Genomic DNA, 16,365 nt, shown 5'->3' with positions numbered 1-16,365 from the left:
GCTCCACGTGCGAACAAGGGGATATGGAGCCCCGAGACGCCGAAGAGTTGGCCAGGGCCCGGCTGGCCTACGTCAGTGCGGGTCGGCCCGCGCTGTGCGGGCCGCGGCGCGCGGCAGCAGAGCCCGTTCCAGAGCCCGTCGGCCCGCCCGCCCCACCGCCTCCGACGCCTGCGCCCCGGTCGACCGGGCTGCCGCCCCGACGCACCATCACCCTCAAGCATCTGTGGGTGGTGGCCATCCTGCTGTTGTGCGGAGTGGGAGTCGCCGTCGCGGCCTTGGCTCGGTCATCGGCCACCGAGGTGCCTCTCCCTTCCGTGTCGGTGGTCTCTTCCCCAGCGGCGCCGGTACCGAGCCCCAGCCCCACGCCCATGGTGCGCGTCCACGTGGCCGGGGCGGTGCTTCACCCGGGGGTCATCACGCTTCCTGAGGGCTCGATCGTCCAGGATGCGATCGAGGCGGCCGGCGGGCTCTCACCAGATGCGGATCCGGCGCAGCTGAATCTGGCTGCGCCGGTGAGCGAGGGGATGCAGGTGATCATCGGAACCTCCGGGGATCCCCAGGGCGAGCTCAACGGGGCCTCCGGCGCCATCGCGGGCGGAGGATCCCCAGGGGCTGTCGACCTCAACAGCGCGACGGTGGCCGAACTGGAGACCCTCCCCGGGGTGGGTCCAGTGATGGCGGGCGCCATCGTGGCGTGGAGGGAGGAGAACGGCCGATTCACGGCCGTCGAGGAGTTGCAGGAGGTCAGCGGGATCGGGCCTAAGACCTTCGAGAAGCTGAAACTGCTGGTCCGGGTCTAGCGCGAACGTGGTGCGCGCCAAGCGACAGCTCCCGCGCCCTCCTCTCCCGATGGTTCGCATCCATAGACGACACGTCCAGAAGCGTCCGACCCGTCTCAGGTCGGGGCGCCCCAGCACCGCCGTTATCCACAACCGGTCGGCGCGGAGGGAAATGGCGTCAGGTCCTACCGAGAGTGGGTCATGCAGGTCGGGAATGAGGGTGGGCAGCCACGGGCCGCTGGCCATGACTGGCGGTTGGTTCCGCTGGCGGCGGCGGCCTGGAGTGCCTCCTGGATCGCCACCACCGGCTGGCGTCCGGATCCTGGGCCGCTGCTGGCCATGGTTGTGGGGCTCGGACTGATTGCCCTTGTGGCGGCACGACTGGGCCGGATGTGGACCTGCGTGGTGGTCGTGGTCTTCACCGTCACCGGACTGACCTCCGGGGTGCAGGCTTGGCAGCGACACAGCTCTCCCGTCGCGGCCTTCGCCGAAGCCGGTGCCGTGGGCACGGTGAGAATCCGGATCCTCGCCGAACCCCAGCAGACCGCAGAGGCCGTCGTGGCCAGGGCCCGGCTGGTCTGGGTGGAGGCCCGTGGCCGCCGCGTCGAGGCCGCCGTGCCCGTCGTCGTCCTTGCCTCTGGACGCAACGGCACCGCGTTGGTGGAGTCGGTGCCGGGGGCGGAGTATCTCGCCCGGGTGCGGATGGGCGAGCCTCGCCCGGATGATTCTGCCGTCGCGGTGCTGAGCCTCCGCGAGCTCCTGGACATGGTGCGGGCTCCCCACCTGTTCGATGCGGGGGCCACGGCCATGCGCCACGGACTCCGAGAGGCTGTCGCCCAGTCGCCGCCGCGGCAGGCCGCACTGGTGCCCTCGCTCGTGGTTGGCGACACCTCGGGCGTGGACGACGAGATGCGAGACCAGTTCCAGGTCACGGGCCTGACCCATCTGATGGCGGTGTCCGGAGCCAACCTCACCCTGATGCTGGGGGTCGTGCTCGCCGCCGTCAGAGCGGTCGGGCTTCGTGGCTGGTGGGTGCGCGCGGCCGCGGTGGGAGGGGTGGCGGCGTTCGTGCTCGTGTGCGGGCAGGAGCCATCGGTGCTCCGCGCCACAGCGATGGGCCTGGTGGCATTGGCCGCCGTCGGCGTCGGGACCGGGGGGCGCAGCATGCGCGCCCTGAGCGTGGCAATTCTGGCGCTGACCTGGCTTGACCCGTGGCTGGCCAGATCAGCAGGTTTCGCGCTGTCGGTGACTGCCTGCGCGGGCATTGTGTTGCTGGGGCCGAGCCTGGTCCGGGCACTGACGAGGTGGGCGCCGCGGTGGGCAGCAGAGGCCATCGCAGTGCCGATGGCGGCCCAGCTCGCCACGCAGCCCATTGTCACCGGAATCAGCGATCAGGTCTCCATGGTGGGAGTGATCACCAATGCCCTGGCCGGGCCGTTCGTCGGCCCCACCACCGTGCTTGGGCTGGCGGCGGCCCTCTTGTGCTGGGCTCCCGCACTGGCAGCCGGTCCTGGTTGGCTGGCCGGGTGGTGCGCGCAACCCATCCTGTGGCTCGCAGAGGGCGGTGCCGCGCTTCCTTCCGCCGCCTGGGACTGGGAGGCGTCTGCCGCTGGGATGCTGGTGGTGATGGTGGCCGTGGCTGCGCTGGCGATGCTTCTGCCGAGCCTGCTCCGGACGCCTCTGGGGGCGGCGTCGGTCGTGATGGTGCTGCTCGTCTCCTGCCTGGTGCGGCCCACTCCGCCGGGGTGGCCCGGTGACTGGGGGGTCGTCTTCTGCGACGTGGGGCAGGGTGACGCGACGGTCTTCGCGGCTCAGACCGGCGCCGTCGTCCTCGTCGACGCTGGTCCGGACGCTGGCCCCACCGTGGGCTGCCTGTCCGCTCTCGGGGTAGGGGCAGTGCCGTTGCTGGTCCTCACGCACTGGCATGCGGACCACACGGGTGGAGCGGAGGAGGTGATCCGCCGATACCGGCCAGGACTGATACTCACCCGTGCAGGGCGGCAGCCGGCATGGCTGCTGTCAGCCGCCCGGGAGGCGGGTGCCGAGGTCCGCTCCGCGCGGGCAGGGGAGCAGCTGTCTGTGGGGGACGTGGTGTGGCGCACCGCCTCAGCCTGGGAGCAGGCAGGGGGATTGGAGCCCGAGGCGGAGGGGGAGGGATCACCCGAGAACGACGCCTCCGTGGTGGGGACGGTCGAGGTGCGTGGGCTCCGGGTACTGGTGGCAGGGGACGTTGAACCCGCTGGCCAGTCCGTGGCCTTGCGCAGCGCCGCCGCCCACGGCGTCGGGCTCGAGGTCCACGTGCTGAAGCTCCCCCACCATGGCTCATCCCGTCAGGAGCCGCGGTTCTTCGCCGCGACCGGTGCCGCACTGGCCGTCGCGTCGTCGGGTCTCGACAACGACTACGGCCACCCTGCGCAGAGCACCCTGCGCCTAGCCGCCGAGCATGGGATGGAGGTGGCCCGGACGGACCAGGACGGCTCCGTCGCCGTGGGACTGCAGGGCGCCACTCTTGTGGTGAGGCGGTGGCGTGGCGCCACGACGTGACCCGTGGGGTCGACACCGGAGGCGCATCGTCGTGGACCACTGGCATGCTAGGGCTGTGACTTCTACGGCGTGGGGTACGGCCCTGCTCATCACGGGCCCCGAGGCGCTTCTCGCGCACAGGCTCGTCGCGGAGACCAAGGCCCGCGCGCTTGCCGCGCATCCAGAGGCGGACGTCAACGAGATCTCGGCCGAAGAGCTGGAGGACTCGATGCTGTCCGAGGTGGTCGGCGGCTCGCTGTTCTCCTCCCACATCGTCGCCGTCATTGAGGACGTCGGCGGCTGTCCGCCCTCGGTCGTGGATCAGCTGGTGGCGGTGGCGAGCAATCCGCCCGAGGATTTGTGTCTCATCCTGGTTCACCCAGGGGGCATGAAGGGCAAGGGGCTCATCGACAAGCTCAAGAAGGCCAAGGTCCGCACGGAGACCGTCGCTGCCGTCAAACCATTTGAGCTCCCGAGGTTCGTCGGCGACGAGGCACGTCGACGCGGGGTGAGGATCGGACCGGACGCGGCGGGGGAGCTGGTGGCCGCCGTCGGCCACGACCTGCGCAGCCTCGCCGCAGCCGTGGAGCAGCTCGCCTCGGACGGGGACAGCGGCGAGATCGACGCCGCGTTGGTGAAGCGTTACTTCGCGGGACGGGCGGAGGTCACAAGCTTCGCCGTGGCGGACGCCGTTCTTGCCGGCAACCCGAGCCTCGCTCTGGAGCGCCTGAGGTGGGCGTTGAGCACAGGTGCGGCACCGGTGCTGATCACCAGCGCGCTCGCGGGCGCACTGCGCGGAATGGGCAAGTACCTGGAGGCCCAGGGTCTGCGCATGTCAGAGGGAGACCTGGCCCGTCAGCTGGGCATTCCCCCGTGGAAGCTCAAGGACTACGCGAAGCACTCACGCCTCTGGCAGGCCGGTGGCGTGGCCGATGCCATCCGCCTCGTGGCCCGCGCCGATGGTGAGGTCAAAGGAGCCGCCACCAACGCGGACTTCGCCCTCGAGCGCATGGTGCTGGGAGTGCTGCGACTCCGGCGTCACTGACACAGGGGACGCAAAACAGCGCCTTGACGACCGACGGTCAAGACGCTGAAGCGGGTGACGCGGGGTGCGTCAGAGGGAGGCGACGGCCAACGAGATGGCCGACTTGCGGTTCGCGGCCTGGTTCGAATGGATGACGCCCTTGCTGACTGCGCGATCAAGAGCGCGGTTCGCGACCTTGGCGAGCTCAGCGGCCTTCTCGGCGTCGCCTTCGGTGGCGGCCGTGCGGAAGGCGCGGACGTGCGTGCGCAGGGCCGACTTGACGGCCTTGTTGCGCTGACGCGCGATCTCGTTGGTCTTGTTGCGCTTCTTCTGGGACTTGATGTTCGCCACTGGGCAAGCCTCTTTACGGGTGATAATGGTTTCGGTCATGCGTGGGACACGCGACGGTCAAGGTTACCTGAGGCGCTGGCGGCTAGCAAAATCGCCGCCAGCCAGGTGGGTTTAGCCCCATCGCCGGATCCGTGAGATTATGGCCTGTCCCCATGTTCATCGACGAGGAGATGCATGCCCGCTCCGCGCCCCGGCAAGACCGACCCGGCGATTATCCGCAACTTCTCCATCATCGCGCACATCGACCATGGCAAGTCCACCCTGGCGGATCGCATGCTGCAGTTGACGGGCGTCGTCGAAGGCAGGCAGATGCGTGCGCAGTACCTGGACCGGATGGACATCGAACGCGAACGCGGCATCACCATCAAGTCCCAGGCCGTGCGGATGCCGTGGGTCAGGGACGGCGTCACCCACGTCCTCAACATGATCGACACGCCGGGACACGTCGACTTCACCTACGAGGTCTCCCGGTCCCTCCAGGCCTGTGAGGGCGCCATCCTGCTGGTGGACGCCGCGCAGGGCATCGAAGCCCAGACCCTGGCCAACCTCTACCTGGCGCTCGAGGCGAACCTGCACGTCATTCCCGTTCTCAACAAGATCGATCTGCCGGGCGCCAATCCGGAGAAGTACGCCGCCGAACTCGCCGGGATCATCGGCTGCGATCCCGACGAGGTCCTCCGGGTATCAGGGAAGACGGGCGAGGGCGTGTCGCTGCTCCTGGACGCCGTCGTCGAACAGGTTCCCGCCCCGCAGGGTGATCCGGACGCCCCGGCACGTGCCCTCATCTTCGATTCGGTCTACGACACCTACCGTGGCGTGGTCACCTACGTCCGCGTGATCGACGGCGAACTGAGCCACCGCGAACGCATCCGGATGATGTCCACCCAGGCCACCCACGACCTCCTGGAGGTGGGTGTCATCGCCCCCGACCCGGTCAAAACCGATGCCATCGGCGTGGGGGAGGTCGGCTACCTCATCACAGGCGTCAAGGATGTGCGCCAATCCCGCGTTGGTGACACCGTCACCCTCGACACCCGTCCCGCCTCCTCGGCTCTCGCGGGCTACCGCCACCCCAACCCCATGGTGTACGCAGGGCTGTATCCGATCGACGGCGACGACTTCAACGTCCTGCGCGAGGCACTGGAGAAGCTCCAGCTCAACGACGCCGCGCTCACCTACGAGCCCGAAAGCTCCAGCGCCCTCGGATTCGGGTTCCGCATCGGGTTCCTCGGCCTCCTCCACATGGAGATCGTCCGCGAACGCCTAGAGCGCGAGTTCAACCTCGACCTGATCTCGACGGCCCCCAACGTGGTCTACCGGGTGGTGATGGAGGACGGCTCCGAGCACACCGTGACCAACCCGTCCGAGTATCCGGAAGGGAAGATCGCGGAGGTGTACGAGCCGGTGGTGCGCAGCACCATCCTGGCGCCCGCGGAGTACATCGGCACCATCCTCGAGCTGTGCCAGACCCGCCGCGGTATCCAGCGTGGTCTGGACTACCTCAGCGAAGACCGGGTCGAGATCCGCTACACGCTGCCACTGGGCGAGATCATCTTCGACTTCTTCGACGCGCTGAAGTCGCGCACGAAGGGCTACGCGTCGCTGGACTACGAGCCCGACGGCGAGGAGACCTCGGATCTCGTCAAGGTCGACATCCTCCTGCACGGCGACCCGGTCGATGCCTTCTCCGCGATCGTGCACAAGGACAAGGCGTACTCCTACGGGCTGCTGATGGCCTCGAAGCTGAAGGAGCTCATCCCGCGCCAGCAGTTCGAGGTGCCCATCCAGGCCGCGATCGGTTCCCGGGTGATCGCGCGGGAGACCATCCGCGCCATCCGCAAGGACGTGCTCGCCAAGTGTTACGGCGGCGACATCTCCCGCAAGCGCAAGCTGCTGGAGAAGCAGAAGGAGGGCAAGAAGCGGATGAAGATGGTCGGCCGTGTCGAGGTGCCGCAGGAGGCATTCGTCGCCGCGTTGTCGACCACCGAGGCGCCGAAGAAGTAGTTCCCTACCGCTCCATCCGTCGCTTCGTGCGCGCGGTGGCCTGAGCCGTCCACGGGTCCTCCGGCCACGGGTGCTTGGGGTAGCGGCCCCGCATCTCCGAGCGGACCCCGGCATAGGGGCCGGACCAGAAGGACGCGAGGTCGTCGGTGACGGCCAGCGGCCGCCCGGCGGGGGAGAGCAGGTGGAACTGCACCGGCACCCGGCCGTCGGCCACAGTGGGGGAGCGGTCCAGCCCGAAGCACTCCTGCAGTTTCACCGCGCAGACCACCCGGCCGTCGTGGTCGTGCGCGGGGTAGGCGAGCCTGACGTGTGATCCGCTGGGCACCGCGAGGCGCTCGGGCGCGAGCTCGTCGAGCTTGGTCGCCACCTGCCAGGGCACCAGCCGCCTGAGCGGTGCGGTGAGCGAGATACCGCCGAGGTTCCCGGTCTGAGCGGCCCTCGCCAACTCGGGCGCGAGCCACTCATCCAGCCGGGCGAGCAGCGCCTCGTCTGAGACGTCCGGCCATGGTTCACCGACGTGGCGGTGGAGGAACGCGAGCCGACGGCGGAGCGCATCGGCCGAGTCCGACCAGCCGATCACGCCCAGGCCCTCGGAGCGGACGACGCCCTCGACGGCGGCGGCGCCGAGTTCCGAGGCGGGCACGGGGGTGGACGTCAGCTCGATGGCCCCCAGCGCGGTCACCCGGCGCGCCCGCAGCCTGCTGCCGGAGAGCTGACCGCGCACCTCGTTGACCAGCAGCGGCGCGGCGAACCGCTTGGCAGTCGCCTCGTCGATGGGGGCCGCGGAGCGGATCATGGCCCCGGTGCCCCCGGCGGCCGTCCCTACCGCGCGGGTGACCTCGGCGACCGCGAGCCACTCGTGGCCGGCCAACGCGGGCGGTGCTCCGGCGCGGGTGCCCGAGGCCAGCAGGTAGACCTCGCCGGTGCTCCTGGCCACGCGTTCGGGGTAGGCGAGGGCCACGACGGCTCCGGGCGGCGCGCCTACGCCGGCCTCATCGGGCGCGAGCCGCTCCAGCCGGGCCGCCTCCGCGCGCCAGCGCTTCGTCTGCGGATGGGTGCCGGCTCGCAGTGCCCGCAGCTCGCCGGCCAGGTCGCCGTCGACGTCCAGCTCGATGGCGGCCACCATCCCGGCCGCCACCGCGCTGCCGACGGCCGGGGCCCCGTCGAGCAGGGCCCTGGCCCACCGAGGTGAGGCGGGGACCTCGGCCAGGCGGCGGCCGTGGGCGGTGATGCGTCCGTCGTCGTCGACGGCCTCCAACCAGCGCAGCACGGCCTCGTCGTCGCGGACCGACCCAGGCGGCAGCGGGCTGGGGAGGGCCAGGCCCTCGCCTCGGGGGGCTCCCCACGCGGCCAGGGAGAGGAGTGCGCCGGTGAGGTCGCCGGTCTGCGACTCGGGCGTCACCTGTGCACGGAGCGCGCTGTAGGTACGTTCGTCGTAGCAGCGCCAGACCACCCCCGGGCCCTGACGCGCGGCGCGGCCGGCGCGCTGCTCCACCGACGATCGGGAGGCGCGCACGGTGACCAACCCGGACATGCCACGCCCGGAGTCGCGGCGCGGCTCGCGGGAGAGCCCGGCGTCCACCACCGCGCGGACGCCGCCCACCGTCAGCGAGGACTCGGCGAGGTTGGTGGCCACCACGATCCTCGGGCGGTCTCCGGGCGAGCGGCCTGCGACGGCGCGGTCCTGCTCCCTGGGGGTCAACTGCCCGTGGAGCTCGAGCACCTCGGCGTCGGAGCGGAGGGCGGCGGCCACGTGGCGCACCTCGCGGACCCCGGGCAGGAAGACCAGGACGTCGCCGTCACCCGGCCGCTCCCGGAAGGCCGCGTCGGTGGTGGCGGCCACGTGCTCGAGGAAGGAGCGAGTGACGCCGCGCGCGTCGAGGGGGGACGGGCCCGGCGCCCAGCGGGACTCGAGCGGGTGGAGCACGGCCGGCACGCCCACGATGGGCGCGGGCTCGCCGCCGCCCAGCAGGGCCGCGAACCCGGCGGCGTCGACGGTGGCCGACATCGCCACCACGGCCAGGTCTGGCCTGATCTCGCGCACCTCGGCGATGAGGCCGACGAGCAGGTCGGTGTCGAGGCCGCGTTCGTGCACCTCGTCGAGGATGACGGCGCCCACGCCCTCCAGGGAGGGGTCGCGCAGGAGTCTGTGGAGCAGCACGCCTGGGGTCACCATCTCGATCCGGGTGCCCGGGCCGACGGCGCGCTCCCCGCGGACCGTGAAGCCGATCAGCTCCGCGAGGGTGGTGCCGGTGAGGGAGGCCAGGCGGCGGGCGGCGGCGCGGGCCGCCACGCGGCGAGGCTGGGTGACCACGACCCGCCCGTCGACCAGCCCCGCGACGATGGGCGGCCCCAGCGTGGTCTTGCCGGTGCCTGGTGGCGCCTCGACCACCGCGACGCCCCGTGTGCGGACGGCGTCAGCCAGGGCGTCGGCGGCCGCCGCGAACGGCAGGCCCGCGCCGTCGGCTGCGAGCTGGGCGAGGGTGGGCATCGCCCCATTGTGCCGTGCCGGGCGCAGCCCCGGGGGGACACTGAGGGCGGGGTGGATGCGCCGGGATCAGTCGCGGCTGGCCAGGAGGAGCTCGGTGAGGGCGCCGATCACGGGGGCCGAGGCGCGGGCGTGGGGCTCCTCGAGGCCGGAGGGGGAGTTCACGCGGAGCGCCGGAAGCTCAGACAGCGTGGCGATGCCGCCCTCCCGCACCCGCGAGGCGATGGCCTCCTTGAGGGAGAAGCCGATCTGCGACTGCTGGAGGAACGACTCCACGCGCTCCAGCACCGGGTTGGAGCCCAGGCCGCGCAGGCCCTCGGCGCGCACGGCGAAGCCCGCCTCCCGCGGCACGCCCGCGACGCGCAGGAGCTGGCGCGCGCCGTCGAGCCGTGCGGCTTCGGTCACCTGGCCGGCGCCGTCGAGATGTGGCTCGTGCACGTCGTCGAAGCCGAGCAGGATCAACGTCCAGTCGCGGGTGGCGGGGAGCGCGTCGACGGCGCCTTCGGCCGGCTCGACGCGCAGCTCGCCATCCCCGATGGAGATCCGCGTCGTCGCCAGGGCGCCGGCGCCGTCGTCCTCGATCAACTCGAAGCTGCCGTCCGCGCCGGCCGCCACGACGACGGTGAGCGCCTCCGGGTTGGCCTCGGCGGGTTGCAGGTCGTCGGTGGCCATCGGCACGATGCCCCCTGCGCGGAGGAGCGCCGGGATGCCGGTGGCGTCGCGGTGGAGCTGGATCCGGCGGTCGCCGTCGTAGCGGTAGCCCGTCTGCAGGTCGAACCACAGGCCCGGGGGCAGCCACGCGGCGGCAGCCCCCATCCGCGTCTCGCGATCAGCGGGCTCGGTGATCGGGGCCACCAGGAGCTCGGTGCCGACATAGAAGACGTTGGGGAACTGGCGCGCCTCGATCTGCCCGTGCACGTGGTACAGCGGGCGCACGAGCGAGGCCCCGGCCTGGCTCTGGGTGCGGTTCATGGTGTGCAGGTAGGGCACCAGGCGGTTGCGCAGCCGGAGTGCCTCGGCGATGGCGGTCCGGTGCGGCTCCGCGTAGAGCCACGGCTCCTTGCCCGCGTAGGGCGAGTTGGAGGAGTGGAGGCGGAGGATGGGGGAGAAGGTGCCCAGTTGGGTCCACCGCGCCATCAGCTCGTCGTCGCGGTAGCCGAACATGTGGCCGCCCACGTCGTGGCTCCACCATCCGTAGCCGATGTTGGCGGCGGTGGCGGTGAAGTAGGGCTGGAACTGCAGCGACTCCCACGTGATGTGCGTGTCGCCGGAGAACCCCACCGGGTAGCGGTGCGAGCCGGGCCCGGCGTAGCGGGAGAAGGTGAGCGGGGTGCGGCCGCCGCGGGCGTTGTCGAGGAAGTGGGTGTGGTTGAGCACCCACAGCGGGTCGATGCCCGGCACCCGTGAGTGGGGGCCCGACTGCCAGTCGAGCCACCAGAAGTCGACGCCCTCGTCCTCCAGGGGGTGGTGGACGAGCGAGAAGTACTTCTCCATGAACGTGCGGTCTGCGGCGTCGAAGCGCACCGAGAGCTCGGTGGACGGGTCGATGCCCATCGCCTCGGCCATGGCCGGGTAGGCGTCCTCGTGCGGCTGGATGCCGTCGGCGGGGTGCACGTTGAGGGTGGTGCGCATGCCGCGGCGGTGGAGCTCTGCGAGGAAGGACTCGGGGTCGGGGAACAGCTCGCGGTTCCAGGTGTACCCGGTCCAGCCGGCGCCGAAGCGTGGGTCGACGTCGGTCAGGTGCCAGTCCATGTCCAAGACGGCGACGCTGAACGGGATCCGTTCGGCCTCGAACCGGTCCATCAGCTCGAGGTAGGAGTCGGCGGTGTAGCGGTGGTAGCGGCTCCACCAGTTGCCGAGCGCCCAGCGCGGCAGCACCGGCTGGGTGCCGGAGAGGCGGTGGAAGTCGGCGAGGGCGGCGGCGAAGTCGTGCCCGAACGCGAAGACGTAGAGGTCCTCATACTCCGCCCGGCCGCGCCGCTCGCGGGCCTCGACCCAGCCGTCGGCGGTGAAGAGCATCGACTCGGAGTCGTCCACGACGGCGAACCCGCGCTCCGACAGCACGCCCGGCTCGAGCGGCACGGGCCCGTTGGCCTCGTCCAACGTGCGGGCGGTGCCGCCGAGGTTGCCGCGCGCGGGCACGCGCTGCTGGAAGTCGGGTTGCTGGTGCCACGCGGGCAGCGTCGACTGGTCGCCGTAGCGCCAGACCGACTGGTGGGCGGTCACCTTGCCGCGCACCTGCACCTGCAGCCCGGCGGCGGTGGGTGCCTGTTCGTCGTAGCTGAGGTCGAAACGAGACGTCTGGATGCGCAGGCCCCGCTCTGTGCGCACCACCTCGAACTCTGGCGTGGGCTGATCGCGGAAGATCGCCAGCGTGGTCGGGCGGTCCTCGAACTCGCCGGAGGTCGACCACTCGAATCGGAGCAGCCCGTCGGTGAGCACCGTGATCCGATAGCGGTCACCGGTGATCGTCGAGCCCTCACGGGGCGTCGAATGCGCCCCGCGGTAGTCGTCCGGGGTGGCCTGGCGAAGCGTTGGATCCGTCGAAGTCATGGGGCCCATTATGGTTGCCGGTATGGCACAGCTCCCAGACGGCGACCCGGCCCCGGTCGACGGTTCCCTCCCCGAGGCCGCGCTGGCAGGCGATGTGCCCTTCTCGCTGTACGTGCACGTGCCGTTCTGCCGCACCCGCTGCGGATACTGTGATTTCAACACCTACACCCCGAGCGAGCTGGGCGACCTGTCGCCGGACACCTACCTGGGGGCCGCCGTCGCCGAGCTCGATCTCGCCGCCCGCGTGCTCGGGCCGCGCCGGGTGGAGACGGTGTTCTTCGGCGGCGGCACCCCGACGATGCTGCCCGCCGAGCAGTTGATCGGGCTGCTCCGGGCGATCGGGGAGCGCTTCGAGCTCGCGCCCGACGCCGAGGTGACCACGGAGGGCAACCCCGACACGTTGACCCCGGAGTACCTGGCGGCGCTCCGCGGGGGCGGGTTCACGCGGCTCTCGCTGGGCCTGCAGTCGGTGGTGCCGCACGTGCTGCGGGTGCTGGAGCGCGTGCACACCCCCCGCCGCGGACTCGACGCTGCGCGCTGGGCGAGCGAGGAGGGCTTCGAGCACGTCTCGCTCGACCTCATCTACGGCACCCCCGGCGAGTCGATGGACGACTGGCGGGCGAGCCTCGACGCGGTGACGTCCACCCCCGTCGACCACGTCAGCGCCTACTCGCTCATCGTCGAGGAGGGCACCCGATTGGGGATGCAGGTCAAGCGCGGGCAGGTGGCGATGCCCGATGACGACGACCTGGCCGACAAGTACCTGGTGGCCGACGAGACCCTGGGTGCGCTCGGCTTCGCGAACTACGAGGTGAGCAATTGGGCCAGGGCGGGCGGTGAGTGCCGGCACAATCTGGCCTACTGGCGGGGCGCGGACTGGTGGGGCATCGGGCCCGGCGCGCACTCCCACATCGGCGGGGTGCGGTTCTGGAACCGGAAGCATCCGCGCAGCTATGCCGCCTCGCTGGCGGCGGGGGAATCTCCGGCCCTGGCGCGCGAGGTCCTGAGCGACGACGACCGGCGGATCGAGCGAGTCCTCCTGGAGCTCCGCCTGGCCGACGGCCTGCCGCTCGGGGTGCTGACGCCGTCGGAGTTGGCGAGGGTCGACGGCGTGGTGGCGCAGGGGCTGGCCACCCGCGACGGCCTGCGGCTGCGTCTGACCCGACCCGGCCGCCTGCTGGCCGACGGCGTGATCCTCGGCCTGCTCGACTGAGGTTGGCTCACACCGGCTTCCGCAACGCTACGCTCGGGCGATGAGCACGCCGACGCCCGTGGCTGAGCGGGCGGGGCTGCGCCTGACACCGGCCGACAAGGTCACGCTGACGCGTGCCGCCCTCGGCGTCGGCTGCGCCGTCCTGGTGGTGCTCACCCACCTCGGCCTGCTCCCGGACCGTGGCTGGGCGCTGTTCCTGCTTGCCCTACCCACCGTCGTGCTCGACGCCGTGGACGGACCAGTCGCCCGCCGGACCGGCACTGTCACCGCGCGCGGCTCTCGGTGGGACACGGAGGCGGACTCGGCCGTGCTGCTGGTCCTCAGCATCGCGGTGTTCCCCTGGGCGCCCTGGGCCCTGGGCATCGGATTGGCCCGCTACCTGTTCTGGCTCGGCGGGCTCATCCGTCCGGCCTGGCTCCTGCCGCTGCCCTTCCGTCAGTCGCGACGGATCATCGCCGCGCTTCAGGCCGTGGCGCTGGTGACGGCTCTGGCGCCGTTCCTACCGCTCTGGGTGGGACAAGCCGTGATCGCGGTGGCGCTTGCCCTGCTCGTCTTCTCCTTCGGCCGCGACATCGCCTTCCACGAGCGACGCGGCCACTGATCCGCCACCGTGCACTTCTCCCAGGCCCCTCCTTGTGTTAGTGTATTAAGCAACTAATACAACGACACATGAGGAGGTGGACATGGACTTCGACACCAGCAGCCCGATCTGGATCCAGCTGCAGGCCGAGTTCACCCGCCGCATCGTCGTCGGCGAGTGGAGGGCGGGGCAGCGCATCCCCGGCGTCCGGGACCTGGCGGGCGAGCTCAAGGTCAACCCCAACACCGTCCAACGGGCCCTGGCCGAACTCGACCGCCTCGGCCTCAGCCACCCGGAGCGAACCGCCGGCCGGTTCGTCACCGACGACGCGGGGTTGATCACCGAGGCGCGGCTGGCCCTGGCCGCCGACGCCGCCACCGACTACGCAAGGCGGGCGCAGGGTCTGGGCATGAGCCTCGACGACGCCCGCACTCTCCTCGGCCGACGCTGGTCGGCCAGCCAGGAAGGAACCCAATCATGACCGCACCGGCGATCCACATCGCCCACCTGACCAAGAAGTTCGGGCCGATGCCCGCGCTCAACGACCTGTCGCTCACGCTCGGCGGCGGCCAGATCGTCGGCCTGCTCGGCGAGAACGGAAGCGGGAAGACCACGCTGCTGAAGATCCTCGCCGGCGCCCTCACCCAGTATGAAGGCGAGGTGCTCGTGCACGGCAGGCCCATCGGCCCCGAGACGAAGTCGATGCTCAGCTTCCTGCCCGACTCGAGCTTCCTCGCCGACGGCGACACCATCGAGGCCTGCATCGGCATCTTCGGCGACTTCTTCGCCGACTTCAACGAGGCCAAGTGCCGAAGCCTGCTGGAGTTCTTCCGCCTCGACCCCGCCCGCAAGCTGAACACCCTCTCCAAGGGCATGCGCGAGAAGGTGCAGATCGCCCTGGCCATGTCGCGCGACGCGAAGGTGTTCCTGCTCGACGAGCCCATCTCCGGCGTCGACCCCGCCGCCCGCGACGTGCTGCTCGAGGCCATCGTGCGCGACCTCCCCGAGGACGCGCTGGTGGTCATCTCCACCCACCTCATCCACGACCTCGAGCCCGTCCTCGACGCCGTCGCGCTCATGCGCCACGGCAAGATCCTGCTCACGGGAGACGTCGACGACCTCAGGGCCGAGCGCAACCAGTCCATCGACCAGCTGTTCCGGGAGGTCTACCGCTCATGATCGCCACACTCTTCAAGCACGAGGCCCGCCGCACGCTGCGCTGGTTCTGCCTCATCGTCCTGGCCGGCCTGGCCATCACGGGCCTCTCCACGCTGCTGGCCGTCGTCCTCCCCGCCCCGCTCAACATCCTCTTCGCCGTGCTCAGCGCCGTCGGCGCGGTGGCCGTGCCTGCCCTGGTGCCGATCTCGCTCGGGATCGAGTTCTACCGCTCCTCCTACTCGAAGACCGGCTACCTCACGCGCGCACTCCCGGTGAAGGGCACCACGATCTACTGGGTCAAGCTGGCCCACGCCTACGCGCTGAGCCTGCTCTCCGTCCTGGTGGGTCTGGGCCTCCTGTACATCTGCGCCATCAGCTTTGCGGTGACCGGAGGCAGCACGGTGGCCGATCTCAACCGCTCCCTCGCCAGGGGGTGGGACGTCATCACCGGCACCCCCGGGTGGGCCGTCGTCCTAGTCGTCGCTCTGCTGATGCTGCTCCCGCTGCAGTGGTTGGCGTCGTACTTCTTCGCCGCCTCGGTGGGCAGCGAGTCGTGGAGCAACAAGCTGGGGCTCGGCGGCCCGGTGCTGGTGTGGTTCCTCTTCTACGTCGCCTGCCAGCTGGCGGGCCTGCTCGGCGCGTTCATCCCGCTGCAGGTGACCTACCTCGACGGTGCCCTGCGCGTCCGGACCGACGTGCTGCCGGACATCCTCACCATGGACTCGAATAACATCGTGCCGGTCGGGGTGTTCCTCGGCATCTTCGCGGTGGCGTTCGCGGCCATCGTGTGGGGGTCGGTGTCGTTCGCCAAGAAGGCGGAGTTGCGCTGATAGCCTCGCGCCCCGTGGACAGATACTCGAAGGACGTGCTCACCCCCGGATGGCAGAAGGCCCACCTGAAGCAGACCCGCGACGTGGCCGTCGAGCTCGACCAGGTGGTCGAGTTCGACGACTTCTGCGGCGCCGTCGTCGGCTGGGAGAACGGCCTGGTGGTGCTGGAGGACCGGAAGGGTAAGCGACGCTCGGCACCGTTCGGCCCGGGGTTCCTGCTCGAGGGCCAACCCGTCGCGCTCAAGCCCCGGCTTCGGGGCGGTCCGTCGAAGCCCAGGTACACGGCCTCGGGCTCGCGAGCCTCCGCCGAACCGGTGAAGGCGAAGGTGGCGCTGCCCAGCCGCATCTACGTCGAGGGTCGCCACGACGCGGAGCTGATCGAGAAGGTGTGGGGCGAGGACCTGCGTCACGTCGGCGTCGTCGTCGAGTTCCTGGGGGGCATCGACGATCTCCCCGGGATTGTTGCTGAATTCGCTCCCGAGCCGGGGCGGCGGCTCGGCATCCTCGTCGACCATCTCGTGTCGGGCAGCAAGGAATCCCGGATCGCGAAGCAGGTCTACACGGCCGGCTACCGTGACACGGTGCTGGTCGAGGGGCACGAGTTCATCGACATCTGGCAGGCGGTCCGGCCCCAGCGCGTCGGGTTGAAGTCCTGGCCCCAGGTGCCCAGGGATGTGGACTTCAAGAAGGGCACCCTGAAGGCGATGGGGCTGCCACACGAGGATCAGGCCGACGTGTCGCGCGGCTGGCAGGCCATCCTCGCGCGCGTGGCCTCCTGGCGCGACCTGGAGCCCCAGCTGCTCACCAAGGTGGAGACTCTCATCGACTTCGTCACCCAGGACCATCTCGAAGACGAGTGATC

13 protein-coding genes are annotated in these 16,365 nt (G+C 70.7%); 10 read left to right on the top strand and 3 right to left on the bottom strand.

The genetic code is table 11. The annotated features are described in order from the left end of the window. The first annotated feature begins 23 nt into the window (after positions 1–23). The 3 genes from H5399_RS10410 (at position 24) to holA (ending at position 4,347) form a co-directional block, all read left to right on the top strand. Entirely contained in the window at positions 24–800 is a 777-nt protein-coding gene (locus H5399_RS10410) for a ComEA family DNA-binding protein (RefSeq protein WP_182782959.1), read from the top strand. Positions 801–980: 180 nt separating this feature from the next. Next, positions 981–3,323, top strand: a complete 2,343-nt coding sequence (locus tag H5399_RS10405) for a ComEC/Rec2 family competence protein (protein WP_182782958.1) — start codon at positions 981–983, stop codon at positions 3,321–3,323. Positions 3,324–3,378: 55 nt separating this feature from the next. Continuing rightward, on the top strand, positions 3,379–4,347 hold the full coding sequence (gene holA, locus H5399_RS10400) for a DNA polymerase III subunit delta (protein WP_182782957.1): 969 nt from the start codon (positions 3,379–3,381) through the stop codon (positions 4,345–4,347). A gap of 69 nt (positions 4,348–4,416) precedes the next feature. Here the strand turns inward: holA and rpsT are convergent, their stop codons facing one another. After that, complete coding sequence (gene rpsT / locus H5399_RS10395; protein WP_182783118.1) at positions 4,417–4,677, bottom strand: 30S ribosomal protein S20; 261 nt, start codon at positions 4,675–4,677, stop codon at positions 4,417–4,419. 174 nt (positions 4,678–4,851) lie between these two features. On the opposite strand from rpsT, the gene lepA reads away from it, so the two are divergent. Then, entirely contained in the window at positions 4,852–6,681 is a 1,830-nt protein-coding gene (gene lepA / locus H5399_RS10390) for a translation elongation factor 4 (RefSeq protein WP_182782956.1), read from the top strand. 4 nt (positions 6,682–6,685) lie between these two features. Here the strand turns inward: lepA and hrpB are convergent, their stop codons facing one another. Both hrpB and H5399_RS10380 read right to left on the bottom strand, forming a co-directional pair. Next, entirely contained in the window at positions 6,686–9,172 is a 2,487-nt protein-coding gene (gene hrpB / locus H5399_RS10385) for an ATP-dependent helicase HrpB (protein ID WP_182782955.1), read from the bottom strand. A gap of 66 nt (positions 9,173–9,238) precedes the next feature. Continuing rightward, positions 9,239–11,722, bottom strand: a complete 2,484-nt coding sequence (locus H5399_RS10380) for a glycoside hydrolase family 31 protein (RefSeq protein ID WP_182782954.1) — start codon at positions 11,720–11,722, stop codon at positions 9,239–9,241. A gap of 22 nt (positions 11,723–11,744) precedes the next feature. On the opposite strand from H5399_RS10380, the gene hemW reads away from it, so the two are divergent. From hemW to H5399_RS10350, 6 genes are all read left to right on the top strand, one after another. Then, positions 11,745–12,935 carry a radical SAM family heme chaperone HemW gene (gene hemW / locus H5399_RS10375; protein ID WP_182782953.1) on the top strand — a complete coding sequence of 397 codons (1,191 nt, stop codon included), beginning with the start codon at positions 11,745–11,747 and terminating at the stop codon, positions 12,933–12,935. Positions 12,936–12,975: 40 nt separating this feature from the next. Next, positions 12,976–13,536: a CDP-alcohol phosphatidyltransferase family protein gene (locus H5399_RS10370; protein ID WP_182782952.1), complete on the top strand. Its 561-nt coding sequence runs from the start codon at positions 12,976–12,978 to the stop codon at positions 13,534–13,536. An 82-nt stretch (positions 13,537–13,618) separates the two neighbouring features. Next, entirely contained in the window at positions 13,619–13,996 is a 378-nt protein-coding gene (locus H5399_RS10365; protein WP_182782951.1) for a GntR family transcriptional regulator, read from the top strand. Next, positions 13,993–14,694, top strand: coding sequence for an ABC transporter ATP-binding protein (locus H5399_RS10360; protein ID WP_182782950.1), 702 nt, complete (start codon positions 13,993–13,995; stop codon positions 14,692–14,694). Before H5399_RS10365 ends, H5399_RS10360 begins: the two co-directional genes overlap by 4 nt. Continuing rightward, a complete protein-coding gene (locus H5399_RS10355) occupies positions 14,691–15,503 on the top strand; it encodes a hypothetical protein (RefSeq protein ID WP_182782949.1) in 813 nt (270 codons plus the stop codon). The genes H5399_RS10360 and H5399_RS10355 overlap by 4 nt, the downstream gene beginning before the upstream one ends. A 14-nt stretch (positions 15,504–15,517) precedes the next feature. Continuing rightward, on the top strand, positions 15,518–16,363 hold the full coding sequence (locus tag H5399_RS10350) for a DUF3097 family protein (RefSeq protein WP_182782948.1): 846 nt from the start codon (positions 15,518–15,520) through the stop codon (positions 16,361–16,363). Positions 16,364–16,365 lie beyond the last annotated feature (2 nt).

It is taken from the genome of Tessaracoccus sp. MC1627 (genome assembly GCF_014164725.1).
Classification (GTDB): Bacteria; Actinomycetota; Actinomycetes; order Propionibacteriales; family Propionibacteriaceae; genus Arachnia.
Note: the sequence above shows the minus strand (reverse complement) of the source record. Positions and strands in the feature narration are given on the sequence as shown.